Here is a 26,812-nt window from a genome sequence, read left to right as displayed (position 1 = left end):
CTTTACGATCAAATTTATTTTTTATGAGTGCAGAAAAACAAGACGGTTCTTTACAAACTACTTTTCATAATGCTGTTGCAACGGTTGAATTTGGACATCCGGCCAGCAATTCTTTTCCAAGACAATTATTAGATCGTTTAACTTCCGAAATTAATGCTTTAAGTGAGAACAAAACAGTTTCTGTTATTGTTTTGAAAAGTTTAGGTGCTAAAGTTTTTTGCTCCGGTGCCTCTTTTGATGAGCTGTTAGCGGTAAAAAATGAGAAGGAGGGGACACACTTTTTCTCTGGATTTGCTCATTTGTTAAATGCGATGCGAAATTGTTCTAAAATTATTGTAGCACGCGTTCAGGGAAAAGCGGTTGGTGGTGGTGTCGGAATTATTTCTGCCTGTGATTATGTTTTGGCGACTACTGAAAGTGCGGTTAAATTGTCAGAGTTGGCAATCGGAATTGGTCCTTTTGTGATTGAACCCGCCGTTTCGCGTAAGATTGGAAAAGCAGCAATGACCGAAATGACTTTGGCAGCACACGAATGGAAATCGGCAACATGGGCATTAGAGAACAAATTGTTTACGGAAATTCATAATGCGGAAGATTTAAATACCGCAGTGGTAAATTTTGCGCAACAATTAAGTTCTTATAATCCAGATGCTTTGTACGAAATGAAGAAAATTATTTGGGAAGGAACGGAACATTGGGAATCATTGCTTGTCGAGCGTGCAGGAATAACAGGGAAATTGGTTTTATCTGATTTTAGCAGAAAAGCTTTGGAGCAGTTTAAGAAATAGGAGAAACCTCAATAGTATTAGGTTCTTTATGTGGATTCAAATTATGATATTTGTCATTGGCTGCGGTGATAGAGGAATGTAAATTTGGAAGCTGTTAAAAAATTTTGAACTACAGATTGAGAGTAATCTTTTTAGGTTTTGAAGTGTTTTTTTACGGTTGAACATAAACAATAAATCAAGATGAGAATTATTTCGTTGTTGCAACAAGTAGATGTTGCAGAGAAAATTAAGACTGCTCCGGATAACAGTTATCAGATTGGAGTGGTGATTGGATCCTTTATTCCTTTCGTTGTTTTAATCGGAATTGCATATTGGATGTATAACAGAGCCAAAAAAAGAGGCGAGAACGGTTATTAATTTGTAAATTTGCAACCTAAAATTCAAATCGATGAGTAATATCAGAATTACAAAACAATTTAGTTTCGAAACCGGACATGCTTTATACGGTTACGACGGAAAATGCAAGAACGTTCACGGACACAGTTATAAATTATCGGTAACGGTTATTGGTTCGCCAATTACAGACCGATCGAATGTGAAATTCGGGATGGTAATTGATTTTTCGGATCTAAAGAAAATTGTAAAAGAAGAAATCGTCGATCAGTTTGATCATGCTACGGTTTTTAATGAAACAACACCACATATCGAATTGGCAAATGAACTAAAAAATCGTGGTCATCATGTTATTTTAGTGGATTACCAACCAACTAGCGAGAATATGGTCGTAGACTTTGCCGATAGAATCACGGCACGTTTGCCTAAAGAAATTTCTCTTTTCTCTTTAAAACTTCAGGAAACAGAATCGTCGTTTGCAGAGTGGTATGCTTCCGATAATTTGTAAAAAAGTAAATTGTGAGATGTAAAAAGTTAGACGTTTCACATTTTACATTTGGCATCTCACAAATCACATCTCACATCTCACAAAAAAACTAAATGAAAAAAGTATATTTCGCTTCTGATCAGCATTTTGGGGCTCCAACTGCAGAGTTGAGTTTACCGCGTGAAAAGAAATTTGTTGCATGGCTGGACGAGGTGAAAAGTGATGCCGAAGCTATTTTTTTATTGGGGGATTTGTTTGATTTTTGGTTTGAATATAAAACAGTCGTTCCAAAAGGTTTTGTTCGTATTTTAGGGAAATTGGCGGAAATTCGGGATAGCGGTGTTCCTATTTATTTTTTCGTGGGTAATCATGATTTATGGATGAATGATTATTTTGAAACCGAATTGAATATTCCGGTGTATCATGACAATAAGGAATTTACTTTTAACGGAAAAACATTTTTAATTGGTCACGGTGACGGAAAAGGGCCTGGTGATAAGGGGTACAAACGAATGAAAAAGGTATTTACAAATCCTTTTTCAAAATGGCTGTTTAGATGGCTTCATCCTGATGTTGGCGTAAGCTTGGCACAGTATTTATCAGTCAGAAACAAATTGATTTCGGGTGATGAAGATGTGAAATTTCTGGGAGAAGAAAATGAATGGTTGGTTTTGTATGCCAAACGCAAACTGGAGACCAAACACTACAATTATTTTATTTTTGGCCATCGCCATTTACCGATGGTTATTCCGGTTGGAGAAGACGCCAAATATGCTAATTTGGGCGACTGGATTGGTTATTTTACCTACGGAGTTTTTGATGGAGAGACCTTTGAGCTTAAAAAGTTCGAATAGCAGCTATTTTTTATTACCTGGATAAATTCCGATTTTGTGTGTTCTCAAAACGTAATTTGACTTCTGTTTACTTTTTGAAAGCTGGAATGTGATGGCATTCGACATCTGCTTTGGCATATGACATGCTACACAATTGTCTGCCAATAAGAGCTTAGAACTGTTTTTTAACGTTGTTGCGTTGTGTTTTAGATCCTGATGGCAACTCATGCATATTTTAGAATAACTCGCAAGATTTTGCGAAGCATCTGCGTGCGGATTATGACAAGTCATGCAATCCATAGTTGCACTCTTCTGGAAACATTTACTTTGAGCAAGTAAACCTAATTGATTGCCGTGTACATCAAAATGTATACTGTCATTTGAGGCATGAGTGGCTCTGAAATAATCGGTAATATTATCTTCGGGTTTAAATTGAAAACGGGATTTCATTTTTAGTTTGTCATTTCCGGAGTGACAGAGCGCACAGGCATCTAGTCTTTGTTGTCTGGTGAGATTTTTAAAAGAAACAATACTTTGGGGCTTGTTTTTTAAATCAGGAAATTTTAAATGGGTTTGAATGTGTTGTTTTGCTGGTCCGTGACAACGTTCGCAGTCGATTCCGTAGACCAAAGTTTTTTTATTCAGGAAAGGCTCCGTTTCCATTGCCATACCTTTAACCTGATCCGAACTTGTGGTTACAAAACTGCCTGAAATATTTGAACTGTGGCATGCATAACAATCTTTTGGGATTTCTCTGGTAAAGTTAGCTGCGTCAGCAGGATAACCGGGACTTGTTGCCCAATTGTTTAGTGATTTGTAGTATGATATTGGCAGCTCGTAAGTAGTGTGGTTTTTCCAGAATGCACTTGTTTGGGCATGTTTAGTACCAAAAAGAATATCAAACGGATAGGCTTCGATTTCTTTTCCGTTTTTGTAAAGTACCTGGTACAGACTGTCATTTCGTTCTTCCATGACTAACGTAGTGTTTTTGTCATAAACGAAAGTGTTATGCCCATTTGTAAAATGGCCCAATATGTTTTCTTTAGAAGCGGGTGAGGTTGCTTTAAAATGCGAACTGTGAAAAGCGGTTTCGTATTGCACCTTATGGCATTGAATACAGCTTTCAGAACCGGCATAATCGGTTCCTCTGGGGTCGATGTAATTGTCAGATTCGTTCTTGCAACCCGTTATAAAAAAGAGTAATGCAACAACAGAAAAAAGAATGCCTGTTTTTTTCATTGTTGTAAATATACTTTTTTTTGAATACAATCAAAATATATTTAAATAATGAAAAGATGTTGTTAAAATGTTTGGAATACTTCTTAGTTTAAGCCAACTCCGTAAACATATTCGTCTAACTCAATTCTAAATAAAGAGCCTTCCACTAAATCTTTGATTGATTTTAGTTCTTTAATAGAAACGGCTAAATCTATTGCAGCGTATGGGGTTTTAAGTAAAAATTTGTGACAAGAGTTTTTTAGTTCGCAAGCTTCGCAACAGGCATTTTCAATCATACTGTCCTCAATTAAATCGCAAAAATAATTGAGTTCCTGAACCGTGAAGTAAAATCCGGTTTCTTTAAAAACCAATTGTATTTTGTCAGTGATAGTTTCGTTTTCCTTTTTCCAGTAAAAGGCAATTCCAAAATTATTGTGGTATAATTGTTCTATTTCTCTCATTACAGATCCTTTTATTTCAACAAATATAAATATTATTTATATTAATTCTAAATAAAAAAGTCTTAAAATTTCGAAAAAATAAATTGGCTATAAGTCACGTAAATTTATTACAATTTGAAGTTTTACTTAATCCATCTTTTGATATGTGAAAGAAACGATTTTTGTTGATCTACAAAAAGATAATGGGAGCAATTTTGTAGTAAGTCAAAATGATTTTCTCCTACTAAGTTTTTGATTGAGTTGATTTGAAAAGTTGAAAAGATACCATCATCTTTTCCGTAAATTGCAAAAATAGAAATTCCTTTAGCTTTTATTTTCTTTAGAGATGATCTTGTATCGATATTATTTTGCTTTTCATTTTGATAGAAAAGGAGAGGAGCATTTTTGTTTCGGATATTGGTTTTAAAAAAATCACCTTTTTCATAATTTGCGTACAACTTTTTTGATTCTTTGGTTGGATTTGGCATTTTAAAATAGTCGTCATCACTTGCTAAATCAAAGCAATGTTTTCGGTATCCGGCAGAATTTTTGTTCAGCCTTTCTACATAAGCTATTTTATTGAGGGTTTTAGAATCACCTTTGTGGCTTATCTTTAGGGAGTTTAGGATGTGATCGTATGTTTCCTGCTGTGAAAATAAAGCCCCGACTAGTACAAGTGCACTAACATTTTGAGGATATTTTTCTGTGTAAAGAGTCGCCACTAAACCTCCAAAACTATGGGCAAGAAGTGTTGCCTTTTTGATATTGTATTTTTTATAAATGCTATTTAGATCCCGGAAAGCTTCATCATAAGTAAATGTCGCAGTAGTGTCTTTAGATCTTCCTTCGCCTCTGCGATCATAGGCAATTACATAAAAACCTAAATCAGCTAATTTTTGAGCAGTTGTACCTTCAAACAATGTTGCGTTTCCACTTGGGCCGCCATGAATAAAAATTATTGTTTTGTCCTTTTTGTTGCCATATGTTTTAATATAGAGATTTTGCGCGCTCACTAAAGAGCATGTAACAAGAAAGAAAGTTAATAGCAAATGTTTCATTAGTCCATATTTTGATGATCGTCCATGTCTTTTTGAAGGTCCAAATTTCTAAACGTAGGGGATATTAGCCCGAAACCTAAAACGGTTAGGAGTGTAATACTGCCTCCAAAAATTACGGAAGTTACGGTTCCCATTAATTTGGCAGTTGCGCCACTTTCAAAGGCTCCTAGTTCGTTAGAAGACCCAACGAAGATTGAGTTTACAGCCCCCACGCGGCCACGCATATGATCCGGAGTTTTAAGCTGTAAAATGGTTTGGCGGATTACTACTGAAATTCCATCGGCAAGTCCGCTTAAAAATAAAGCAAAAACAGAGAGCCAGAAATAGGTAGAAAAGCCAAATAAAATAATGGATAGTCCAAAGACAAATATGGCAATTAGAAGTTTTTTTCCGGCGTTTTTATATAAAGGTACATAAGCAGATATGAGCATCGTTATAAAAGAACCCACTGCCGGAGCAGCTCTTAAGATACCAAAACCTTCTGAGCCAACTTTTAGAATATCCTGTGCAAAGATTGGTAATAAAGCAACGGCACCGCCAAAAAGTACCGCGATCATATCCAGAGATAAAGCCCCTAATACAATTTGGTTTCGAAATACAAACGTTAAACCTTCTGTTAAACTGTCTTTGATTGATTCTCCAATCTTTGGATTTATAATTGGCTTTTTACTGATTTGTGATAATGCAATTAAGGAAAGTATAGAGAATCCGAAAACAAGACACATTGACCAGTGAACTCCAATCCAATTGATCGAAAAACCCGCAACTGCAGGGCCTAATACGGCTCCAATTTGCCAAACAGAACTGCTCCAGGTTGCAGCATTTGGATATACTTTTTTAGGAATTATAAGTGATAAAAGAGAAAAAATAGTAGGTCCCAGAAAAGCTCTGACTAATCCACCCAAAAAGACTAAAGCATAGATGGAATACAAAATTACATTTGAAGATAAGCCGCCAACAACTCTAGGCCAGGTGACTAAAAATAATCCAAAACTGATTACGGAGAAGCCTAAAATACATTTTACCAATAAGCCTTTTTTCTCTCTCTGATCGACTATGTGTCCCGCAAATAAGGCCATTGAAACAGCCGGTATAACTTCCATTAAACCAATAATTCCGAGGGATAATGGATTCTTAGTGATACTGTAAACTTCCCATTCGATTACAATAAACTGCATTGCCCAGGCAAAAACCATAGCAAAACGCAAGATAAGGAATACATTAAATTCTCTATAGCGCAACGCCTGGTAAGGGTCTTGCTTGTTTGGTTTAGTTTTCATTTGTTCTGATGTCTTTAAGCATAAGTTGGTTAGAAACAGTTCCGTTCCATTCGTTTTCAGCGAGTGAATAAGCCAGCTGGAACGGAGTTTGATTTTTTGCGATGTCTAATTTTTTTCCAAGTCCAAAGCCTATTGCAGCAATTCCATCCGAATTATTTTGTTTTACAAAAAGCCTCAAATGTTCCTCTTCTGCTCCTAAGGTTTTGGCGTAGCCCGTGTCCTTGATGTCTTTAGTCATAAAAACGGGCGTCATATTTAAAGGGCCAAAAGGCTCAAATTGTTTTAAAATGCGGATTAGTTTTGGAGTGATATCGCTGAAATTAATTTCGGCATCAATTTCTATTTCCGGAGTTCGCATTTCCGGAAGGATGGTGGAAGAAACCTGTGTTTCGAAGGCTTCTTTAAAGGTTTGGTAGTTTTCTGCTTTCAGGGTCATTCCGGCAGCGTACATGTGACCTCCAAATTGTTCCAAATGTTCTGAGCAGGCATCAAGAGCGTTGTAAACGTCAAAACCTTTTACAGATCTTGCGGATGCCGCATATTTGTCACCGCTTCTGGTGAAAACTAAAGTCGGACGATAGTAAGTCTCGATTAATCTGGAAGCTACAATTCCGATAACACCTTTGTGCCAGTCTTCCTGAAAAACAACGGTAGAGAACCGGTCTTGTTCGTTGTTTTCTGAGATTTGTTGAAAAGCTTCTTTGGTTATTTTTTTATCCAGATCTTTTCGGTCTGCATTGTATTGTTCTATTTCCGATGCAAATTGTTGGGCCTGTTCAAAATTAAACTCTGTAAGTAATTCAACAGCATGATTACCATGTTTGATTCGTCCTGCGGCATTTATTCGAGGAGAAATGATAAAAACGACATCGGTTATGTCTAAAGTTTTCTTTTTTACCTGATGCACCAAAGCTTTAATTCCGGGTCTCGGATCTGAATTGATTACCTGCAAACCGTAAAAAGCGAGGATTCTGTTTTCACCGGTTATGGGTACAATATCGGCAGCAATTGCTGTTGCAACTAAATCGAGGTATGGTAAAAGATCCTGAATGGTTTCGTTCCGGTTCGTTCCTAAAGCCTGAATCAATTTAAAACCAACACCACAACCACACAATTCATCATAAGGGTAGGAGCAGTCGTTTCTTTTTGGATCTAGAATGGCAACGGCATCGGGAAGAAATTCCCCGGGTCTGTGGTGGTCACAGATGATAAAATCTATGCTTCTTTCTTTCGCGTAAGCGATATGATCGATGGATTTTATTCCACAGTCTAAAGCAATTATTAATGAAAATCCGTTGTCGTCGGCAAAGTCAATTCCTTTAAAAGAGATTCCGTAACCTTCATCATAACGATCAGGGATATAAGTTGCAATATTGGGATAATGCGATTTCAAATAGGATGAAACCAATGAAACGGCGGTTGTTCCGTCGACATCATAATCACCAAAAACTAAAATGTTTTCCTGATTTTTAATGGCCAGTTCTATTCTGGAAACCGCTTTGTCCATGTCTTTCATTAAGAACGGATCATGCAGTTTTTCTAGTGAAGGACGAAAGAAATCCTTTGCTTCGTCAAAAGTTTCAATGCCGCGCTGAATCAAAAGCGTTGCTACAAAATCTTCGACATTTAAAGCTTGCGCCAAATGTTTGATTTTTTCTTCAGAAGGTTTTGGTTTTAAGGTCCAACGCATGGTTGATTTTAGATTTTAGATTGCTGATTTTAGATTGCTGATTTCTGAAGTCAAAAATCGCTAATCAAAAATCTTAGATAATTATTTTTGCTCTAAAGCATTTCCTTCAAACTGAATTCCGTCCCAACCTAAGTTGATGAAATTCCTAATGTTTTGATGGTTTGTTCCGTTTGGATCTCCCAAAACTTCATCAAAATAGAATGCGCCAAAACAAGCCAAAGTTTCGTCTTTAGTTAGGTTTTGCAGTTTTGCGAAAGAAAATAATTTGCAAGAACCAGAGTTTTCTCCGGCTGCATTATGTTGTGTCCCGTTTTGGAAGGCTGTTGGAGTAAAGTTGTAGTTCTCTTCGATTACGGCAATAGTCTCCGGGAATGTTATTTCGTTTGGAGTTTGTTTTACTTTTTCTAAAAAGGCTTGTATGCTCATGTTATTGTGGATTAGTTTTTTTGCCACGAATTTCACGAATTGAACACGAATTTTAATTTAAGTTCGAGCTCTAATTAGGGAAATTCGTGGCCAAAATTATTCTTCTTCTGTTTCTTCTTCATCCTTAGAAAACTTACTTTTCTTAGGTTCTTTTGTTATGGTTTTTCCGGCCACGACTACGACAATTTCGCCACGTGGTGCCGTTTTTTCAAAATGAGTCAGAACTTCTCTTGCTGTTCCGCGTACGTTTTCTTCGTGCAGTTTCGATAATTCTCTCGAAACGCAAACTTGTCTGTCCTCTCCAAAATATTGAATGAATTCAGCTAATGTTTTTACCAGTTTATGTGGTGAAACATACAATATCATAGTTCGGGTTTCTTCGGCTAAAGTTAGAAAACGGGTCTGACGCCCTTTTTTGTCAGGGAGAAAACCTTCAAAAATAAATTTGTCATTGGGTAATCCACTGTTTACCAAGGCCGGAACAAAAGCTGTTGCTCCTGGAAGGCATTCAACTTCAATTTTATTTTCGACACAGGCACGTGTCAGTAAAAAACCGGGATCCGAAATTGCAGGAGTTCCTGCGTCAGAAATCAAAGCAATGTTCTCACCGGCTTTCAGACGTGCGATTAAATTTTCGGTCGTTTTATGCTCATTGTGCATGTGGTGACTGTGCATGTGCGTACCAATCTCAAAATGCTTTAACAATTTGCCACTGGTACGGGTGTCTTCGGCCAAAATCAAATCGACTTCTTTCAGAATCCGGATGGCACGAAAAGTCATGTCTTCAAGATTGCCAATTGGCGTGGGAACGATATATAATTTAGACATAATTTTTCTGAATTCTAAATGGAGTTATTGGACACGAATTTCAATAATTGACACAAATTTTAAGTGTCTTTAGGAATTTTACAACCAATAAGGTTCGTGCTAATTCGTGTAATTTGTGTTTTAGTTTTTATGAAAATTTCTTTTCTACAATTCCTAAGAAACGTTCGGCATAATCATCTTTTCCGTCCCAGTTGTTATAATCCGGTTTTACCATATCTTCAATAAATTCTTTGGCTTCACCATAAGAATCAAAAGTTAATAACTGATTTAGAACACGGCTGTAATCTTCAGAACTGTTTCCGAAAAGATTTTTGGTAAAAGCAATACGATCGTTTAAATCAATGTGGAAACCTTTTGCCAGTTTTTCATTTAATGTAACTGCTTTGGGTTCAACAGGAGTTTCTAATACCGTTGTTTCGATAGTTTTTGGTTCTTTTAACTCACTGATTGATGGTGTTGGAGTAGGAGAAACTGCTTCGAAACTGTCTACTTTTACAAAATGAGCATCAGCGTAGTTAATACCTAATATCTCTTCAAAAGAAATGTGAACAGGTTCCGGTTTTGAAGAAGTTTCCGTTTTTGGTTCTTCTTTTTTCGGTTTTTCCTTTTCTTCTACTTCTTCAAGTCTATCTAATTCAAAAGCTGGAACAAAATCTGGAATCGGTTTAAAATCACTAACAGTCCTGAATGAAAGCTCTTCTGAAGCTTCTGTTTCTTTTTCAGTTTCTGAAATTGGTTCCTCAATTTCTTCGATAACCGGTTCTTCTGTGATTTCGGCAACAGTTTCCGGAATAGTTTCAAGAATTGGTTCTGCTGCTGTTTCTTCAAGAATTTCAGCTGTTATTTCTTCAAGAATTTCAGGTTCCTGACTAGCTTCTTCTGTAGGTTCAGAGATCACTTCTTCAGGAGTTTCAGGTCCCGGATTTGTCTCTTCTTCGGGTTCAGCAGCGGTCTCTTCAGCAACTATAGGCTCTGTCGCTTCTTCATTCACTATTTCTTCCGTTATTACCGGAGATTCAATTTTAATTTCTGTTGCAATTGTTTCTTCCTTTTCAAAGATAGATTCAATTTCAGAATGGATTTCACTGTGACCAATTGTTGGTTTCTGCGTATCGAAATTCTCGTCTACAAATTTTAAAACCGCTAATTTTTCATATAACTTCTGCGTTTCAAGATACAATTGATTGATATCGGATTTGTTTTTAAGTTTTAAAATTCGATGTGCAATGCTGATTAAATCGGCTTCCAATTTTTTTTTCATAACTGTTGAAATTATAGTGAATACGGTATTTTAGTATATTTTGTATTTGAATATCTTTATTCGCGATGGAAATCTGAAAGATATTTTTTTATTTCTGTTAATAAGCGTTTGCGAATCTTCGATTTGATAAAAATTTTCTACTTTTGAAAAAGTGTAAAACCGCAATTTTTCACGTCGATTTATTACCAGTACAAAGTAATAAAAACTATTCATTTTTAAAGGTAGAAAAATACAAAATGTTTCTCGAAAATACAGTAAATCACAAAGAACAATTTGGTTGGATTGAAGTTATTTGTGGATCAATGTTTTCGGGTAAAACCGAGGAATTAATCCGCAGATTAAAACGCGCCCAATTTGCCAAACAAAGAGTCGAAATCTTTAAACCCGCTATTGATACCCGCTATCATGACGAAATGGTAGTATCTCACGATGCCAACGAAATTCGTTCTACTCCGGTTCCGGCAGCTGCCAATATCTCTATTTTAGCACAAGGATGTGATGTTATAGGTATTGATGAAGCACAATTTTTTGATGATGAAATAGTTACGGTTTGTAACGATCTGGCCAATCAGGGAATTCGTGTGATAGTTGCAGGACTTGATATGGATTTTAAAGGGAATCCTTTTGGCCCTATGCCGGCACTTATGGCAACAGCCGAATATGTAACCAAAGTTCATGCAGTCTGCACACGTACAGGAAATCTTGCCAACTATAGTTTTCGCAAAACAGATAACGATAAGTTAGTAATGCTTGGTGAAACCGAAGAATATGAGCCGCTGAGTCGTGCTGCTTATTATAATGCGATGAAAAAGATTCAGGACAAGTAAAGTTTTTTTCTTTCTAAACAAACAAATTAAAAGATGCAGCAACCAACTAAAAAAAAGAATTCAACTATTTTAATAGTAAGTGCCATTGCTGCATTAGTGCTGGCTTTTGTTTTATATCGCTCTTTTAAAGAGCCTGTGACAGATAAAGGAATGATCGAATTGGTTGCTAAATACAATGAAAATTGTCCTTTAGTCATTCAGGAAGGAATTCGTTTGGACAATGTTACTTTGCCTAAAGATAAAGTGGTTCAGTACAATTTAACTTTGTTAAATGTTGAAAAAGAGACTGCAGAAATTGAAACAATAAAACAAAATATTGAAGCAAGTCTTCTGAGTACCGTTAAGGCAAATCCAGGGCTTAAAGCTTTTCGGGACAGTGATTTTACCCTGATCTATAATTACGATGATAAAAAAGAAAATTATTTGTTTCAGATTACCATAAAGCCGAATCAGTACAAATAATTTAATACTACTATAAACTAAACCGACAGCTTCACAAAAGCTTGTCGGTTTTTTTTGTTTATGGGATATAAAAAAACCTAACAGTTTTTTTTAAGTACTGTTAGGTTTGTTTGTTAGATTTTCTTTCTCATTCTTGCTACCGGAATATCTAATTGTTCGCGGTATTTTGCAATAGTTCTTCTGGCAATTGGATAGCCTTTTTCTTTTAAAATTTCGGCCAATTGATCATCAGGTAGAGGTTTCTTTTTATCTTCTTCTTCAATGGTGTTTTGAAGGATTTTTTTAATCTCTAAAGTTGATACATCTTCTCCCTGATCATTTTTCATGGCTTCAGAGAAAAACTCTTTGATCAGCTTTGTTCCGTATGGTGTTTCAACGTATTTACTGTTGGCAACACGCGAAATGGTCGAAATATCTAAGCCAACCATATCGGCAATGTCTTTTAAGATCATTGGTTTTAGTTTGGTTTCGTCGCCATCTAAGAAATATTCTTCCTGATAATGCATAATAGCATTCATCGTAACAAAAAGGGTTTCCTGGCGCTGTCTGATTGCATCGATAAACCATTTGGCCGAATCCAGTTTTTGTTTGATAAACTGAACTGCGTCTTTTTGTGCCGACGATTTATCACGGGAATCTTTATACGTCTGCATCATTTCCTGATAATCTTTAGAAACGTGCAGGGAAGGAGCATTTCGTCCGTTTAAAGTTAATTCCAGTTCGCCATCTACAATTCTAATCGCAAAATCGGGAACTACATTCTCTGTTACTCTATTGTTTCCGGTGTAAGATCCACCCGGTTTTGGATTCAGTCTTTCGATTTCGTGAATGGCTTTTTTAAGTTGTTCGTTCGAAACTCCGTATTTCTGTAAAAGTTTGTCGTAATGTTTCTTGGTGAAAGCGTCAAACTGATTTTCGATGATATCAATCGCCAAATCGATATATTCTGTCGGTGTTTTGTGCTTTAATTGAAGTAATAAACATTCCTGTAAATCACGTGCTCCAACTCCCGAAGGTTCGAGTTCATGAATCACCTGAAGCATCTTTTCGACCATTTTCTCATCGGTATAAATACCCTGAGTAAAAGCCATATCGTCTACAATATCGGGAACGCTTCTGCGGATATACCCCATGTCGTCAATACTTCCAACAAGGAATTCAGCGATTTCGCGTTCTTCATCATTCAGAATAAAGGTATTCAGTTGATTGATTAGATCCTGGTGAAAGCTAATTGGCGAAGCAAAAGGAGTTTCGCGTTCTTCGTCTTCACTATAGTTATTCACCTGAGTTTTATAATCGGGCGTATCGTCGTCGCTTAAATATTCGTCGATATTAATGTCGTCTGCTTCGATTCTGTCACCTTCTGCATCGTCATAATCGTCGTATTCTTCATTAGCAAATTCATCGGCTTCGTATTCGTCTTCTTTACCGGCTTCCAGTGCCGGATTTTCGTTCATTTCTTCTAATAAACGTTGCTCAAAAGCTTGCGTAGGCAATTGAATTAACTTCATCAGCTGAATTTGCTGTGGAGATAATTTTTGGGATAATTTTAAATTTAAAAATTGCTTTAGCATTTGATTTTGTTAAAAGTTTCAAGTTTCAGGTTTCAGGTTGTAGAACGTGCCACAATTTGAAACTTGAAACTTGAAACAAATATTATTATTTTAGTTCAAACTCCAATAACTTGAAACCTGAAACAAATTTTATTATATTTAAAAACTTAGAACCTCAGTATCTCAGTACCTTAGAACCTTTTTTAAAACTCTGCATTTCCAGGGGTTCTCGGGAAAGGAATTACGTCTCTGATGTTTGTCATTCCGGTTACAAACAATACCAAACGCTCAAATCCAAGTCCGAAACCTGCGTGAGTTGCTGATCCGAATCTTCGGGTATCTAAATACCATGATAATTCTTCTTCGTCAATTTCTAAAGCTTTCATTTTTTCGATCAAAACGTCGTAACGCTCTTCTCTTTCAGATCCACCAACGATTTCTCCAATTCCAGGGAAAAGGATATCCATGGCGCGAACCGTTTCTCTTCCTGGTTCAGTGTTGTCGTTCAAACGCATGTAAAACGCTTTAATATTTGCTGGGTAATCAAACAGGATTACCGGACATTTAAAGTGTTTTTCAACCAAATAACGCTCGTGTTCTGACTGTAAATCAGCTCCCCATTCGTTGATGAGGTATTGAAATTTTTTCTTTTTGTTTGGAGTAGAATCTCTCAGGATGTCAATAGCTTCTGTATAAGAAACACGTTTAAAGTTGTTCTCTAATACAAAGTTCAGTTTTTCTAACAAAGCCATTTCGCTTCTTTCTGCCTGAGGTTTTGATTTTTCTTCGTCTAAAAGTCTTCCTTCTAAAAACTTCAAATCATCCTGGCAGTGGTCTAAAGCATATTTAATGACATACTGAATAAAATCTTCAGCCAAATCCATGTTGTCATCCAGATTATTGAAAGCAACTTCTGGCTCGATCATCCAAAACTCAGCGAGGTGACGAGAAGTATTAGAGTTTTCAGCTCTAAAAGTTGGTCCAAAAGTATAAATCTGACCCAAAGCCATCGCATACGTTTCTCCTTCTAACTGTCCTGAAACCGTTAAGTTTGTTTCTTTTTCGAAAAAATCTTCTTTATAGTTTACCTTTCCGTCTTCAGTTCTTGGCGTGTTGTCAAAAGGTAGAGCCGTAACTTTAAACATTTCTCCTGCACCTTCAGCATCAGAACCGGTAATGATTGGCGTATTTACATATACAAAACCTTTTTGTTGAAAATAGTTGTGAACCGCAAACGACAATACCGAACGCACACGCATAATTGCACCAAACATATTCGTACGAACACGTAAATGTGCATTTTCGCGCAAGAAATCTAAACTAGGTTTGTTTTTTGGTTGTATCGGGAATTTTTCGGCATCAGAATCTCCTAAGATTTCCAATTTATTCACCTGAATTTCATATTTCTGACCAGCACCTTTACTTTCGATCAAAGTTCCAATTACAGAAACCGCAGCACCAGTCGTAATTCTTTTTAAAGTTTCGTCAGGTGTATTTTCAAAATCAACAACACATTGTATATTATTAATGGTAGAACCGTCATTAAGCGCGATGAACTGATTATTTCTAAAAGTTCTCACCCATCCTTTTGCATTAACCTCCTGAAGCGTCGTCGTACTGTTTAATAAGTCTTTAACTTTTGTGTGTTTCATTTTATATATACTATTGAAATTAAATTATTTGTTGTGTAATAACTGCAAATATAAACGATAATAATTAAAATTAGAAGCTGTTTCCTGCTATCCGCTATATCTTTTTCTTCCTAAAGAAGTCAGAAAAAGGATACCGCTGCTATCAGGGCTAGGGCAATCGTTTTTATAAAGTCAGTTATTCTCTTTTTTGCCATTCCCAGGAAAGAGGAATCGCACTAGTAAGTCTGTAAAGAAATTCGCTAATCGTTGTCGGACTTCTCGTGGAATTATTTTTTCTTCAATTAAGAAGAAAAAACTAATTGATCTTTTATTTCCTTCGGAATTTGATCTTTCTCTTTTATTTTTTCATAGATACCTAATGCCTTCTTTTTCATTTTTTCATCTTTCTTTTCTTCGGAGACTTTTAAAAGTGACAGAGAATAATAAACCTTGAAATTAAAGTCTTTTTTGTAAGAAGAATAAACCTTATCAAAGTTTTCCAAGGCCTCATTATGCTTATTGTTCATTGAAAGTAAAATTGCCTGTAAGAAAATCACATCATCCTTTAATTTTTGATTTACATTTTTGTATTTTTCAATGGCAATATTTATATTTTCTAATCCTTTTTCGTGATCTCCAAGAATTGGTGAAGTAATTGCGAATCCGTAATAACCCTCAGGGTTTTCAGGAAATAGCTTTATTATTTCAGTATATTTTTTTCTGGCAATTTTCACGGTTTTTTCATTGCCATATCTTAAACATTCAGCGGCTAAATTTGTTTTAAACTCAAGCGATTTATTGTACGAGCTATCTGCTGCTATATACAAGCGCAATGCATTCTTGTCTCCTAATAATCTTAATGTATATCCGGTAAAAAACAAAGCGTCACAAAATGTTGTGTCTTTCTTATATGCATCAAAAAAAACTTTTGACGTAATCTTAAGATATTTTTTATCTAAAGATCTATTTAGATAAAGAGTTTCAATTCCGAGATTAAAAAGTCTGATTGATTCAGAATTCTCAGATTTGCAGTATAAATTTTTTCCCTCAAAATAATTTTGAGAAGACATTAAGTTTAGATTCGCAACATAATTTTGAGAGAATGTTGAGTTGATATTCAATATAAGAATTAACAGGATTATCTTTTTCATAGTTTTGAGTGACTTTTGTTAGTGTACTTTATGAAACCTTACTTTTCCAATCCCTCCATTTCCTCTTTCTTAGCCTTCTTTTTCTCGAAAGTCAAGACCAAGGCCGGTAGAACCAATAAGTTAGCAAACATCGCAAAGGCCAATGTACAGGAAATTAAACCTCCTAGTGCAATGGTTCCGCTGAAGCTTGAAAGCGTGAAAGTAGCAAATCCAAGAATCAAAACTACCGAAGTGTAAAAAGTACTGATTCCGGTTTCTCTTAAAGCACTGAAAACTGATTTTTTTACCTTTCCGTTGTTCTGCAATAAATCATGATGGTACTTCGCCATAAACTGAATCGCATTGTCTACCGAAATTCCGAATGCAATACTAAACACTAAAATCGTCGAAGGTTTTAATGGAATCCCAAAATACCCCATCAGTCCTGAGGTGATACATAGCGGTAAGATGTTCGTAATTACCGAGGCAAAAACCATTTTAAACGATCGGAACAAGTAAAGCATTAGAGCAGCAATTACAAGTATCGCAAAAATTAAAGACTCAATTAAATTATCAACCAGGTAAGAAGTTCCTTTTTGAAACACCAGTGCTTTTCCGGTTATGGTAACTTCATAACGGTCTTTCGGGAAAATTTCATCAATTTTGCTGTGAAGTTTTTTCTCCACTTTTGCCATTTCATCCGTACCAATATCTTTCATGAAAGTCGTAATTCGGGCATATTGTCCGGTCGAATCTACATAGGCTTTCATCAGGTTTTCTTTGCTGTTTTTGGTTGCATTTTTAGCATACGACAAAATAAAAGTCTGTTCCTGCGAAGTCGGCAATTGGTAATATTCAGGATTCCCGTTATAAAAAGCCTGTTTCGAATACTTAACCAGATTTACAATTGAAACCGGTTTTGCCAGTTCGGGCATTTCTATGATTGTGTTTTGTAATTCATCCATTTTACGAATGGTCGATGCTTTCATGACGCCCTTTTTCTTTTTGGTGTCAATCATGATCTCGAGAGGCATTACACCATTGAATTCTTTTTCGTAAAAGAGAATATCTTTAAAGAAAGAGGCGCTTTTTGGCATCTCACCAATCAAACTTCCCGAAACTTTCATTTGAGTAACTCCAATAACACTAAAAACTAATAGTAAGCCATAAATTGTATAAATTACTTTGCGTTTGTTTTTTACCACATTTTCGACAAAATCAAGTAAGGTCGAAATGTAAGTTTTGGTTAAATGATACAAATGTTTTTCTCCCGGAACCGACATAAAACTGTACACTATCGGCACAATTAAAAGCGTTAATAAATACACAGAAATTACGTTGATCGAGGTAACTAAACCAAATTCAAAAAGCAAATCATTTCCGGTGATCATAAACGTTGCAAAACCAATTGCAGTGGTTAAATTGGTCATTAAAGTCGAAACTCCAATTTTAGAAATAATGCGCTGTAATGCTTTTGCCTGATTGTTGTGAAGCTTAATTTCCTGCTGGTATTTGTTGATCAGGAAAATACAGTTTGTAATTCCGATTACAATAATCAATGGTGGAATAATAGCGGTTAGAATCGTGATTTTGTAATGAAACAATCCTAAAGTTCCAAAAGACCAGATTACCCCCACAATTAAAATACAGATAGAAATAAAGGTGGCTCGGTACGAACGGAAAAAGAAAAAGAAAATCAAAGAAACGGTCAATAATGCGGCACCAATAAAAAGTCCAATTTCGCCTTTCATATTGTCGGCATTGATCGTTCTGATGTAGGGCATTCCCGATACACGCAGATCGATTCCTGTGGTTTTCTCGAATTTATCAATTTTCGGAACCAGATTCTCCAGGATAAATGTTTTTCTTTCAGCGGTGTTTACAAGCGCTTTGTTGATGTAAATGGCCGAACGGATACTACCGCTTTCTTTGTTATAAAGCAATCCTTCGTAAAAAGGTAAATTATGAAATAAATCATATTGCACCTTTTTCAAATATTCAGGATCAGTTGCTTTGCTTTGATCGATAAACGGTGCCAGAACAAATTTTTCGTTAACCGTGTCTTTTTCCAGTTTCTTCAAATCGTTTAAGGAAACCACTAAGTCTACTTCTTTCGATTTCTTAAGACCTGTCATTAACTCATTCCAGGCTGCATAATTTTTTGGCGTGAAGAATTTTTTATCCTGAAAACCAATTACAACCAGGTTTCCTTCTTCTCCAAATTTGTCCAGGAATTTTTGATAATCTTTATTGGCAATATGGTTTTTAGGAAGCAAATTTGCTTCAGTATAAGTCATAGAGAGGTTTTTCCATTGGTAACCAAGGAAAATAGTCAGGGCAGCGATCCCAACGAGTATAGAAATTCTGTTTTTAAGTATGATTCTGGCTAATTTCTCCCAAAATCCAACTTGTGTGACGTTTTTCATAAAATTTGTAAAATGGATGCAAATGTAGTGAAAAGTGCTCGGAATCATAAATATTCGGCTTGGTTTTTACGGTTTGTTAACACAATTGAAACGATGCTGTTGTTTAAAAATGTGATATTTTATAGAATTCTACGTTAGCTTTTCTCATATTTGTATCTAATTTAAAAAGAGGTAGAAAATGAATTGGATTCTATTAATAATCGCAGGACTTTTTGAAGTTGCTTTTGCCTCTTGTCTGGGCAAAGCCAAAGAAACGACAGGAATGGTTTCGACCTATTGGATGATTGGTTTCTTTGTTTGTCTTTCCATCAGTATGTTTTTGTTGTATAAGGCCACTCAGGTATTGCCGATTGGAACTGCCTATGCGGTTTGGACCGGAATTGGAGCAGTTGGGACTGTTTTGGTTGGAATATTAGTTTTTAAAGAGCCGGCAACTTTCTGGAGAATATTCTTTCTTTCGACTTTAATTGCTTCGATTATTGGATTGAAGTTCGTTTCCAGTCATTAATAATTTTTTTTTTACATAGGGAGCTATGTATATTTAAATAAAGTGAAACGCCTTTTTATGGATACAGAATCTATGTTACTATGTGTTAAAATGGATTACGCCCAACAGCTTGCATTAGGCAGAAAATCTTTATCATCTTTGTAATCTGTGGCAAAATAATAACATGGAGATTTTATAATTCGTGTTTATTCGTGACTCGAGCGATAGCGAACAGACGGAGTAAATTAGTGGCGAAAGAAAACTTTTAAACTTTACATAAAACAATGCAGGACAATACAATCACTTTTATATTTCTGGCAATTCTCTTATTGCTCATCGCTATCATTTGTTTTTTGATGTATCAACTGCTGCAATTCAAAAAAGCAAAAGACGATGCCGAGAAAAGCTTTTATGCACTTGAAATGAAAGTGAACGATTTGCAATTGGAAACTTTAGAGTCTAAACTGAATCCGCATTTGTTTAAAAATATTTTAAACTCGATTCAGTCACATGCTTATCAAACCTATTTTGCTTTAGATAAATTAGCGAATGTACTGGACTATATCCTTTACGAGAGTAAGAAGAAGTTTGTCACGGCAAAAGAAGAAATTGATTTTGCACTCAATTTAATCGAAATCAATAAAATCAAAATCAGTCCGCTTTTTGAATTAAAAATCAAAACCAATATCAATAAAGAAGACAAATTGTACGAGCAGCCTTTACTGGCACCGTTAATCTCGATTGATTTAATCGAAAATGCTTTTAAACATGCCGACTTACAGAGTGCCGATGCTTTTATCTCGGTTGTATTTGAGTTCAGGGACAATGCTTTTTCTATGACCGTTTCTAATAAAATATCGGATAAAAAAGTATTGAAAAAAGAACGAAGCGGCTTCGGTCACGCCACCTTAGAACACCGATTGCGAATTATTTATAAAAACAACTTCAAACTCGACAGGTTTGTCGAAAATGACATTTATATCGCTCATCTAAAAATAGACTTACTTGAATACAAAACTGAAATGCTTGCTGCTGGACGATGAGCTGCCGGGCTTAACGTATCTGAAAATGCTTTGCGAACAGATTCCCGAAGTAGAAATTGTAAAAACGTTTAACAATCCCGAAAAACTCCTGGCCGAAATACCGAATCTCGATTTTGATTTGTTGATCTCAGATATCGAAATGCCAGGTATCGATGGTTTACATCTGGCAGAAACCCTCGACAATAAGTTGGTTATTTTCTGCACGGCTTATAAAGAATATGCTGCTGATGCTTTTAATATTGATGCTGTAGATTATATTACAAAACCAGTAAAACTCGAACGTTTGCAAAAAGCGATCTCAAAAGCTTTTGAACGTTTCGATAAACCGGATGCCGCTAAAAAATTCATTCAGTTAAATACCGATAAAGGCAAAACATTACTTTATTTTAATCAGATTCAGTACATCAAGACGGCCATTAGTGACAGTCGGGATAAAACCGTACTGCTTGTTGACGGAAGTTTACTCAACTTAAAGAATGTGAAATTTGATACGCTTTTACAGGAACTTCCCGAGACTGATTTTTGCCGTGTCAACAAGAAAGAAATTGTTGCAGTAAAAGCGATAAAGTTTTTTAATCATAACGAAATTGTATTGCATCATTTAGAAAAAGATGGTAAAAATAGCTCTTTGATTCTAAGCGAAACCTATCGTGCCGATTTTTTGAAAAGAGTAAAAATCTAACATTTATACCTCAGTTAGTAAACGTAAGACCGACAGTGTTAAAATCTCCTGATTATTGTAATTAAGCAGCCGATTTATCTCAGAATGCCAGTTGGTTATTGTGGAATAAAATAACTTATTACAAAGTTTTTCGGACTTGTTACATGGATTGAAAATTAGCAGTAAATTTACTTTTGCACTACAGTTGGAGTGTTGATATTTGCAGCAATAAATCAAAAAAACGAGTTATGAATAATATTAAAAACTCCTTGTTTTACGTTACTGTCATTGGAGGTTTTACGGCCCTGATATATTGGGTAATCTCAAAAGGGGCTTCACTTGAGGCTGGACGCGGAATCGTTCATAAAAAAATAGAAAGCAATCACTGGAATGATTTTCTTCACTCGATGGTTGAGAATCTTCAGCATCCTTTGGCTATTTTGTTAGCACAGATTGTGACTATTATTTTAGTAGCGCGTTTGTTTGGATGGGTTTTTAGAAAAATCGGACAGCCTTCTGTAATTGGAGAAATGATTGCCGGAATTGTTTTAGGGCCTTCTTTGATCGGAATGTATTTTCCTGAATTTTCAGCAGCTTTGTTCCCAAAAGAATCTTTAGGAAACCTACAATTTTTAAGTCAGATTGGTTTGATTTTTTTCATGTTTGTGATTGGAATGGAATTGGATTTGAAAGTTTTGAAAAATAAAGCACATGATGCTGTAGTTATAAGTCATGCAAGTATTGTAATCCCTTTTGCCCTGGGTCTATCATTAGCTTATTTTGTCTACCATACTTTTGCACCGGTTGGGGTTGAGTTTGCCTCTTTCGGATTGTTTATGGGAATTGCGATGAGTATTACGGCATTTCCGGTTCTTGCCCGTATCGTGCAGGAACGTGGAATGCAAAAAACAAAACTCGGAACCATAGCCATTACCTGTGCCGCCGCCGATGATATTACGGCCTGGTGTATTTTGGCTCTGGTAATTGCTATTGTAAAAGCTGGTTCGTTCACGAGTGCTTTATATGTAATTGGTTTAGCTTTATTGTATGTAGTTATCATGCTGAAAGTAGTTCGTCCGTTCCTGAAACGTGTGGGCGATTTAAACTCAACACGTGAGAGTCTGAATAAACCGGTTGTTGCTATTTTCTTCTTGACACTTCTGTTTTCAGCGTATGCTGCTGAATTAATCGGAATTCATGCTTTGTTTGGTGCTTTTTTGGCCGGAGCAATTATGCCTGAAAACAATAAATTCAGAAATATTTTTATCGAAAAAGTAGAAGACGTTGCGATTATCGTTTTACTGCCATTGTTCTTTGTATTTACCGGTCTACGTACACAAATTGGTTTATTGAACGATCCCTATTTATGGAAGGTGACTGCCGTGATTATTGGAGTAGCCGTAGCAGGGAAATTCTTTGGAAGTGCTTTTGCTGCAAAATTTGTGGGACAAAGCTGGAAAGATAGTTTGGCGATCGGAGCTCTAATGAATACCCGCGGTTTGATGGAGTTGGTAGTTTTAAACATAGGTTATGATTTAGGCGTTTTATCAACAGAAATTTTCACCATGATGGTGATCATGGCTTTGGTAACCACATTCATGACTGGTCCTGCGCTGGATTTAATCGGTTTTGTTTTTAAAGATAAGATAACCGCGATTCCACAAGAAATTGGAAGTAAAAGCAAATTTAAAATCCTGCTTTCTTTCGCTACTCCTGAAAAAGGAAAAAAATTACTTAAACTGGCCAATAGTTTGGTTAAAAAGCAGGCAGATAATTCTATTGTGACGGCGATGCATTTATCATTGAGTACCGAAATACACTCGTTTGACATAAAAGACCATGAACGTAAAATGCTGTTGCCAGTGATTGAAGAATCAGAACGTTTGAATCAGAATATGGTGAGTGTTTTTAAAGTGACAAATGATATCGATACTGATATTATTGATACGGCAAATCAGGGCGAATATGATTTATTGTTAGTTGGATTAGGGCAGTCTATTTTTGAAGGAACCTTGTTGGGTAAAATTCTTGGGTTTACAACCAGAATCGTAAATCCGGATCGTTTAATCGATAAGTTTACAGGTAAAGAAGGACTGTTTGAAAATTCTCCTTTTGACGAAAGGACGCGCCATATTATCGCAAAAAGTAAAATGCCAGTTGGGATTTTCATCGATAAAAAGCTGGAAGAAGTCAATCAGGTTTTTATGCCGGTTTTTAGTAAAGAAGATGCTTTTTTAATTGATTATGCCAAAAAACTAATCAACAATAACGGATCTCAGATTACCGTTCTGGATGCCAGCGGTGAAGTAAAAAATACCCGAGATATTCAGGAAACGATTCGTTCGATCGAGCAAATTGCACCCAATCACATCATGATTATGCATGACCGAACGATTAAAAAAGAATTCTTGGAGAATCAGAACTTAATGATTATTAGTTTAGACAGTTGGAAAAAATTAATAGAATCTCAAAGTACCTGGTTGAACAATACACCTTCTGTATTAATTTTGAAGCCATAAAAGGGATTAAATTACAATTTTTTCAAATTACAATCTGTAAAATTCCAAATTCCAATCTTATAATTGGGTTTGGGATTTTTTTTTGGGGTCGCGGATGAGGCAGATTCGCTTTGCGAAAACGCGGATTTACACGGATTTTTTGTTTCCTGATTTGTTTTTTGTGTTTTCTCTCTGTTGAAACGAAACTAAGCCTCCAATTGGAATTTGGAATTTAAAAGATTGGAATTTAAGAGATTGGAATTTAATATTTATAACCCCAAATCCAGCACATAAGAAATCTTAACCGCAATGTTATCCTCAAATCTCATTAGCTGGTTCGGACCATAACGATAGAAGCCACCTAAACCAATACCTTTATAAATCTTGTTGAGTTCGATTCCGGATTCAAAAAAACCTTTGTCCAGGGTTTTATAGGTTGGACCTACGTGCTGTTGCGGATTTTCCATATTTCCCCAGGCCATTCTTGTAACCAGTACTAAAGACGGACGAACTTTTTTGAGTATTCTGATGCGGTCGAAACCGTGTTTGATTTGGAAAAAGACATATTGACTGGAAAAAAATTCGTTAAAAAACATGGTTTCAAAACTGTTTCGTCCGGCAAAAGTAATACGTTGCAATAGTGTTTCCTTGTTTAAGTTGTTGGGCATTGTATTGTACAGATGTGTAATGGGGACATCGCCCGTAGCATAACCTCCTTGAAGGAGCAAGCTCGTTTTCTGACCGTTTAAATATTTCTTTTCATATTCTGCTTTGAAATCTATTTTCCCAAAAGTAAAATCGTTCTCCATAACATTGGGTAGCGACTGCGTATATTGAAAAGTAAACCTTGGGAATTTTTTATCTGTCTCAGTTCTTCCGGTCGGGGTTTGCATAAAAGGGCTAAAAGGTGCCCAAACAATCGAAACCATTGCGGTAGTCATGACATAATCCGAATATAACTTTCCATTGTAATTAAAAAGATAATCGAATTTAGGTTCTACATAAGTTCTTGAAAATTCAAGGATTGCTTCCGTTTTCGGAATGATTTTCGTCTGAATATTAGCTTTCCAACCCACATACTTATAAAAAGTACTAATGTTGATAGGACGTGGATCGTAAATTTTAAAAACACGTTTGTCAACTGCAAAAACGGTACTCGCAATTTCCCGAACGTCATCTGTATAGTATCCGTTTACCCATGTATTGGTGTTTTTGTCCAATAAAACTCCTGTTCCCAGACTGTATTTGAATGCACCATCTTTTGTCCCGTAAGCACCATATCCTTCGATTCTGAAATTTTTAGAGAAGTGATCGTTAGTAATACCACCAAGTCCTAATCTGAAACCTTCGTAATTGTTGTAACTGATGATTTTCTTTAAATCCAGATCGATCGGGCCAATCGGGAAATACCCGTTGATGATTTTACGTCCTAATCCTAAACGATTTTCAATTCTTTTCTTTATCGAAAGACTGTCTATTAGCTGATACGTTTTTTGGCTTTTTAGATCCAGACTTTCTTTTCGGTATTCTTCCCAGAAAGTTTCAGGTTTCTTGTTGGCGTCGTCTTTAATTTCGATGTAAAGAGCCGGGTTTTTTATAGGTGCGGTCGTATTGTAACGAATGTCAAAATTGTTACTCTCAGAAAGCAGATAGGTAAAGTCAGAAGCTGATTTTTTTCTGGGTTCGAAATTATCTTCAACGTCTCCGTCAAACTGAATTGTTCCTCCTAAGATCTTAATGTCATCATCGTTCTTTCCTTTTACAATTTTAAAAGTAGTATTGCTTTGGAACCATATTTTTTCGTTAGGTACATATTCAAATTCATGAATTCCGCTAATGTCCAAAACACCTTTGATACGCATTACGGCTTTGGCAACAGCGAAATTTTCCTGATCGATGTATAAAACGCCCTCTAATCCCGATGATTTTCTTCTGTGTTTGTTTTTAAAGTAAATCATATACGTTTCGCGGCCCTTTACATTCACGGTATCGAGGATCTTGTAATTGTAACTTTGCGGAGCGTTGTCTGAAATTGGATTTTCGTATTTCGTTTCAAACAGCTCGTACTTCGAATCATAAATCGAAATCGACTGTAGATTAAAAGCAATAATCTCATAAATGGGTTGTTTAAAACCGGCCATCTTGGTTCCTAATATGGTTTCCTTCAATTTATGATTGCCAAACTGATATTGGGAAACTTTTTCGGTTTGAAATAAATGCTGCTTACTGATTATTTCTTTGAATTTGTAATCAGAAGAATCAATATTGATGCGTTTTTTGTCTAAATTTTTATAAGTAGCGGTCGAGTCGATTCTGCCGTCAATCGAGTCAGGATTGGCGGTTACAATAAGTTTATTGTAGCTCTTATATTCGAAACTGTTGAGTTTTTTTTGCGGGTTGTTTTTGTTTTTATTCGCAATTACCTTTTTAATTATCGTTAAGGCTGGATTTTCGTTTGAAATCACAACCTCTTTTAAATCGTCGGTCTTTTGAGAAAGAGAGATCGGATAAAAAGTTTTATGATCAGTAACTGCGATGATCCTTGTTTGAAAACCAATATACGAAACGATAAAATCGGTTGGCTTTAGAGGCATTTTCAGAATAAACTTCCCGTCAACATCTGTAATTGTATTGTTGTTGTCGGAAGTTGTAATTGTAGCAAAAGGAAGAGGTTTGTTATTGGAGTCCGTTACAATTCCGTTTATTTGAAATTGCGCCTGAATAGTAAGCGTGAAAAACAAAGTCAACAAACAAAATAGCTTCATAGAGAGTGTTATAGTTTCAAAAACAGACAAAGTGTAAAAATGGTATGCAAAAATAAGAATAAAAAAATCCGTTCAGTATAATTTAACTAAACGGATTTTTATTTTGTGTTGAATAGGATTACACCTTCATGATTTCGGCTTCTTTTGCTGCCAATAACTCATCGATTTTTTTGATGTAAGTATTAGTTAAATTCTGAACTTGCTCTTCGGCTGATTTGCAAATGTCTTCAGAAGTTCCCTCTTTTTCTAATTTTTTGATATCGGTATTAGCATCCTTACGTACATTACGAACGCCAATTTTAGCATCTTCAGCTTCAGCTTTTGCTTGTTTGGCTAAGTCTCTACGACGCTCCTCAGTTAAAGGCGGAACGCTGATGATGATAACGTCTCCATTGTTCATTGGATTAAAACCAATGTTGGCTACCATGATCGCTTTTTCAATAACCTGTAGCATGTTTTTTTCAAAAGGTTGCAAAGTGATGGTTCTGGCATCAGGAACACTGATTTTTGACACTTGAGAAAGTGGTGTTGCAGATCCGTAATAATCTACAAAAACACTTCCCAGCATTGCCGGTGAAGCTTTTCCCGCACGAATGTTAAGAAATTCTTTCTCTAAATGTGCGATCGAACCATTCATAGATTCTTCAGTACTATCTAATATAAATTCTATTTCTTCAGTCATTTTTT

The 26,812-nt window shown here is 35.8% G+C and carries 24 protein-coding genes; 10 read left to right on the top strand and 14 right to left on the bottom strand.

Annotated features, from left to right (window positions below; translation table 11 throughout):
* Nucleotides 1-23: 23 nt before the first annotated feature.
* The 4 genes from OGZ34_RS02955 (at nucleotide 24) to OGZ34_RS02940 (ending at nucleotide 2,462) form a co-directional block, all read left to right on the top strand.
* The gene (locus tag OGZ34_RS02955) at nucleotides 24-788 is read left to right on the top strand and encodes an enoyl-CoA hydratase/isomerase family protein (protein ID WP_263362081.1); all 765 of its coding nucleotides are present in this window, start codon (nucleotides 24-26) and stop codon (nucleotides 786-788) included.
* Between the two features lie 180 nt (nucleotides 789-968).
* Nucleotides 969-1,145, top strand: a complete 177-nt coding sequence (locus OGZ34_RS02950) for a hypothetical protein (protein ID WP_263362080.1) — start codon at nucleotides 969-971, stop codon at nucleotides 1,143-1,145.
* A gap of 31 nt (nucleotides 1,146-1,176) precedes the next feature.
* On the top strand, nucleotides 1,177-1,629 hold the full coding sequence (locus OGZ34_RS02945; RefSeq protein WP_173966012.1) for a 6-pyruvoyl trahydropterin synthase family protein: 453 nt from the start codon (nucleotides 1,177-1,179) through the stop codon (nucleotides 1,627-1,629).
* A gap of 92 nt (nucleotides 1,630-1,721) precedes the next feature.
* Complete coding sequence (locus tag OGZ34_RS02940) at nucleotides 1,722-2,462, top strand: UDP-2,3-diacylglucosamine diphosphatase (RefSeq protein ID WP_263362079.1); 741 nt, start codon at nucleotides 1,722-1,724, stop codon at nucleotides 2,460-2,462.
* Nucleotides 2,463-2,465: 3 nt separating this feature from the next.
* Here the strand turns inward: OGZ34_RS02940 and OGZ34_RS02935 are convergent, their stop codons facing one another.
* The 8 genes from OGZ34_RS02935 to OGZ34_RS02900 all read right to left on the bottom strand — a co-directional run bounded on the left by OGZ34_RS02935 (nucleotide 2,466) and on the right by OGZ34_RS02900 (nucleotide 10,642).
* The gene (locus tag OGZ34_RS02935) at nucleotides 2,466-3,680 is read right to left on the bottom strand and encodes a cytochrome c3 family protein (RefSeq protein WP_263362078.1); all 1,215 of its coding nucleotides are present in this window, start codon (nucleotides 3,678-3,680) and stop codon (nucleotides 2,466-2,468) included.
* Between the two features lie 83 nt (nucleotides 3,681-3,763).
* A complete protein-coding gene (locus OGZ34_RS02930) occupies nucleotides 3,764-4,120 on the bottom strand; it encodes a hypothetical protein (RefSeq protein ID WP_263362077.1) in 357 nt (118 codons plus the stop codon).
* A gap of 122 nt (nucleotides 4,121-4,242) precedes the next feature.
* Nucleotides 4,243-5,157 (bottom strand): alpha/beta hydrolase, encoded by a 915-nt coding sequence (locus tag OGZ34_RS02925; RefSeq protein WP_263362076.1) that lies wholly within the window; start codon nucleotides 5,155-5,157, stop codon nucleotides 4,243-4,245.
* Complete coding sequence (locus OGZ34_RS02920; RefSeq protein ID WP_263362075.1) at nucleotides 5,157-6,437, bottom strand: MFS transporter; 1,281 nt, start codon at nucleotides 6,435-6,437, stop codon at nucleotides 5,157-5,159. Before OGZ34_RS02920 ends, OGZ34_RS02925 begins: the two co-directional genes overlap by 1 nt.
* Nucleotides 6,427-8,127, bottom strand: a complete 1,701-nt coding sequence (gene recJ / locus OGZ34_RS02915) for a single-stranded-DNA-specific exonuclease RecJ (protein WP_263362074.1) — start codon at nucleotides 8,125-8,127, stop codon at nucleotides 6,427-6,429. Before recJ ends, OGZ34_RS02920 begins: the two co-directional genes overlap by 11 nt.
* Before the next feature lie 81 nt (nucleotides 8,128-8,208).
* Nucleotides 8,209-8,553, bottom strand: a complete 345-nt coding sequence (locus tag OGZ34_RS02910; protein ID WP_089077214.1) for a HopJ type III effector protein — start codon at nucleotides 8,551-8,553, stop codon at nucleotides 8,209-8,211.
* 96 nt (nucleotides 8,554-8,649) lie between these two features.
* On the bottom strand, nucleotides 8,650-9,381 hold the full coding sequence (gene rsmI, locus OGZ34_RS02905) for a 16S rRNA (cytidine(1402)-2'-O)-methyltransferase (RefSeq protein WP_263362073.1): 732 nt from the start codon (nucleotides 9,379-9,381) through the stop codon (nucleotides 8,650-8,652).
* 127 nt (nucleotides 9,382-9,508) lie between these two features.
* The gene (locus OGZ34_RS02900; protein WP_263362072.1) at nucleotides 9,509-10,642 is read right to left on the bottom strand and encodes a hypothetical protein; all 1,134 of its coding nucleotides are present in this window, start codon (nucleotides 10,640-10,642) and stop codon (nucleotides 9,509-9,511) included.
* A gap of 236 nt (nucleotides 10,643-10,878) precedes the next feature.
* Between OGZ34_RS02900 and OGZ34_RS02895 the strand changes: the two genes are divergently transcribed.
* Nucleotides 10,879-11,469, top strand: coding sequence for a thymidine kinase (locus tag OGZ34_RS02895; RefSeq protein ID WP_099712721.1), 591 nt, complete (start codon nucleotides 10,879-10,881; stop codon nucleotides 11,467-11,469).
* Between the two features lie 33 nt (nucleotides 11,470-11,502).
* The gene (locus OGZ34_RS02890) at nucleotides 11,503-11,931 is read left to right on the top strand and encodes a hypothetical protein (RefSeq protein ID WP_263362071.1); all 429 of its coding nucleotides are present in this window, start codon (nucleotides 11,503-11,505) and stop codon (nucleotides 11,929-11,931) included.
* Nucleotides 11,932-12,044: 113 nt separating this feature from the next.
* On the opposite strand, the gene rpoN is transcribed toward OGZ34_RS02890, so the two are convergent.
* From rpoN to OGZ34_RS02870, 4 genes are all read right to left on the bottom strand, one after another.
* Nucleotides 12,045-13,505 carry an RNA polymerase factor sigma-54 gene (gene rpoN / locus OGZ34_RS02885; protein ID WP_263362070.1) on the bottom strand — a complete coding sequence of 487 codons (1,461 nt, stop codon included), beginning with the start codon at nucleotides 13,503-13,505 and terminating at the stop codon, nucleotides 12,045-12,047.
* A 182-nt stretch (nucleotides 13,506-13,687) separates the two neighbouring features.
* Nucleotides 13,688-15,136, bottom strand: a complete 1,449-nt coding sequence (asnS, locus tag OGZ34_RS02880) for an asparagine--tRNA ligase (RefSeq protein WP_173966000.1) — start codon at nucleotides 15,134-15,136, stop codon at nucleotides 13,688-13,690.
* 281 nt (nucleotides 15,137-15,417) lie between these two features.
* Nucleotides 15,418-16,266: a tetratricopeptide repeat protein gene (locus tag OGZ34_RS02875; protein ID WP_173965999.1), complete on the bottom strand. Its 849-nt coding sequence runs from the start codon at nucleotides 16,264-16,266 to the stop codon at nucleotides 15,418-15,420.
* Between the two features lie 38 nt (nucleotides 16,267-16,304).
* On the bottom strand, nucleotides 16,305-18,671 hold the full coding sequence (locus OGZ34_RS02870) for an efflux RND transporter permease subunit (RefSeq protein WP_173965998.1): 2,367 nt from the start codon (nucleotides 18,669-18,671) through the stop codon (nucleotides 16,305-16,307).
* A gap of 178 nt (nucleotides 18,672-18,849) precedes the next feature.
* Here OGZ34_RS02870 and OGZ34_RS02865 point away from each other — a divergent pair, with 178 nt between their 5' ends.
* The 4 genes from OGZ34_RS02865 to OGZ34_RS02850 all read left to right on the top strand — a co-directional run bounded on the left by OGZ34_RS02865 (nucleotide 18,850) and on the right by OGZ34_RS02850 (nucleotide 23,381).
* Nucleotides 18,850-19,179 carry a DMT family transporter gene (locus OGZ34_RS02865; RefSeq protein WP_173965997.1) on the top strand — a complete coding sequence of 110 codons (330 nt, stop codon included), beginning with the start codon at nucleotides 18,850-18,852 and terminating at the stop codon, nucleotides 19,177-19,179.
* A 263-nt stretch (nucleotides 19,180-19,442) separates the two neighbouring features.
* Nucleotides 19,443-20,201 carry a sensor histidine kinase gene (locus tag OGZ34_RS02860; protein WP_173965996.1) on the top strand — a complete coding sequence of 253 codons (759 nt, stop codon included), beginning with the start codon at nucleotides 19,443-19,445 and terminating at the stop codon, nucleotides 20,199-20,201.
* Nucleotides 20,164-20,883 (top strand): LytR/AlgR family response regulator transcription factor, encoded by a 720-nt coding sequence (locus OGZ34_RS02855; RefSeq protein ID WP_263362069.1) that lies wholly within the window; start codon nucleotides 20,164-20,166, stop codon nucleotides 20,881-20,883. Before OGZ34_RS02860 ends, OGZ34_RS02855 begins: the two co-directional genes overlap by 38 nt.
* Before the next feature lie 227 nt (nucleotides 20,884-21,110).
* Entirely contained in the window at nucleotides 21,111-23,381 is a 2,271-nt protein-coding gene (locus tag OGZ34_RS02850; RefSeq protein WP_263362068.1) for a cation:proton antiporter, read from the top strand.
* A gap of 248 nt (nucleotides 23,382-23,629) precedes the next feature.
* Here OGZ34_RS02850 and OGZ34_RS02845 read toward each other — a convergent pair whose 3' ends face one another.
* Complete coding sequence (locus tag OGZ34_RS02845; protein ID WP_263362067.1) at nucleotides 23,630-26,125, bottom strand: DUF5686 and carboxypeptidase regulatory-like domain-containing protein; 2,496 nt, start codon at nucleotides 26,123-26,125, stop codon at nucleotides 23,630-23,632.
* A gap of 118 nt (nucleotides 26,126-26,243) precedes the next feature.
* Entirely contained in the window at nucleotides 26,244-26,807 is a 564-nt protein-coding gene (frr, locus tag OGZ34_RS02840) for a ribosome recycling factor (protein ID WP_173965992.1), read from the bottom strand.
* Nucleotides 26,808-26,812: the final 5 nt, after the last annotated feature.

Source organism: Flavobacterium collinsii (assembly GCF_946903285.1).
GTDB lineage: Bacteria > Bacteroidota > Bacteroidia > Flavobacteriales > Flavobacteriaceae > Flavobacterium > Flavobacterium collinsii.
Note: the sequence above shows the minus strand (reverse complement) of the source record. Positions and strands in the feature narration are given on the sequence as shown.

Bases quoted from the DNA above. Each gene is read 5' to 3' on its own strand.
- OGZ34_RS02955 (WP_263362081.1), top strand. From the start codon at position 24: ATGAGTGCAGAAAAACAAGACGGTTCTTTACAAACTACTTTTCATAAT.
- OGZ34_RS02950 (WP_263362080.1), top strand. From the start codon at position 969: ATGAGAATTATTTCGTTGTTGCAACAAGTAGATGTTGCAGAGAAAATT.
- OGZ34_RS02945 (WP_173966012.1), top strand. From the start codon at position 1,177: ATGAGTAATATCAGAATTACAAAACAATTTAGTTTCGAAACCGGACAT.
- OGZ34_RS02940 (WP_263362079.1), top strand. From the start codon at position 1,722: ATGAAAAAAGTATATTTCGCTTCTGATCAGCATTTTGGGGCTCCAACT.
- OGZ34_RS02935 (WP_263362078.1), bottom strand. From the start codon at position 3,680: ATGAAAAAAACAGGCATTCTTTTTTCTGTTGTTGCATTACTCTTTTTT.
- OGZ34_RS02930 (WP_263362077.1), bottom strand. From the start codon at position 4,120: ATGAGAGAAATAGAACAATTATACCACAATAATTTTGGAATTGCCTTT.
- OGZ34_RS02925 (WP_263362076.1), bottom strand. From the start codon at position 5,157: ATGAAACATTTGCTATTAACTTTCTTTCTTGTTACATGCTCTTTAGTG.
- OGZ34_RS02920 (WP_263362075.1), bottom strand. From the start codon at position 6,437: ATGAAAACTAAACCAAACAAGCAAGACCCTTACCAGGCGTTGCGCTAT.
- recJ (WP_263362074.1), bottom strand. From the start codon at position 8,127: ATGCGTTGGACCTTAAAACCAAAACCTTCTGAAGAAAAAATCAAACAT.
- OGZ34_RS02910 (WP_089077214.1), bottom strand. From the start codon at position 8,553: ATGAGCATACAAGCCTTTTTAGAAAAAGTAAAACAAACTCCAAACGAA.
- rsmI (WP_263362073.1), bottom strand. From the start codon at position 9,381: ATGTCTAAATTATATATCGTTCCCACGCCAATTGGCAATCTTGAAGAC.
- OGZ34_RS02900 (WP_263362072.1), bottom strand. From the start codon at position 10,642: ATGAAAAAAAAATTGGAAGCCGATTTAATCAGCATTGCACATCGAATT.
- OGZ34_RS02895 (WP_099712721.1), top strand. From the start codon at position 10,879: ATGTTTCTCGAAAATACAGTAAATCACAAAGAACAATTTGGTTGGATT.
- OGZ34_RS02890 (WP_263362071.1), top strand. From the start codon at position 11,503: ATGCAGCAACCAACTAAAAAAAAGAATTCAACTATTTTAATAGTAAGT.
- rpoN (WP_263362070.1), bottom strand. From the start codon at position 13,505: ATGCTAAAGCAATTTTTAAATTTAAAATTATCCCAAAAATTATCTCCA.
- asnS (WP_173966000.1), bottom strand. From the start codon at position 15,136: ATGAAACACACAAAAGTTAAAGACTTATTAAACAGTACGACGACGCTT.
- OGZ34_RS02875 (WP_173965999.1), bottom strand. From the start codon at position 16,266: ATGAAAAAGATAATCCTGTTAATTCTTATATTGAATATCAACTCAACA.
- OGZ34_RS02870 (WP_173965998.1), bottom strand. From the start codon at position 18,671: ATGAAAAACGTCACACAAGTTGGATTTTGGGAGAAATTAGCCAGAATC.
- OGZ34_RS02865 (WP_173965997.1), top strand. From the start codon at position 18,850: ATGAATTGGATTCTATTAATAATCGCAGGACTTTTTGAAGTTGCTTTT.
- OGZ34_RS02860 (WP_173965996.1), top strand. From the start codon at position 19,443: ATGCAGGACAATACAATCACTTTTATATTTCTGGCAATTCTCTTATTG.
- OGZ34_RS02850 (WP_263362068.1), top strand. From the start codon at position 21,111: ATGAATAATATTAAAAACTCCTTGTTTTACGTTACTGTCATTGGAGGT.
- OGZ34_RS02845 (WP_263362067.1), bottom strand. From the start codon at position 26,125: ATGAAGCTATTTTGTTTGTTGACTTTGTTTTTCACGCTTACTATTCAG.
- frr (WP_173965992.1), bottom strand. From the start codon at position 26,807: ATGACTGAAGAAATAGAATTTATATTAGATAGTACTGAAGAATCTATG.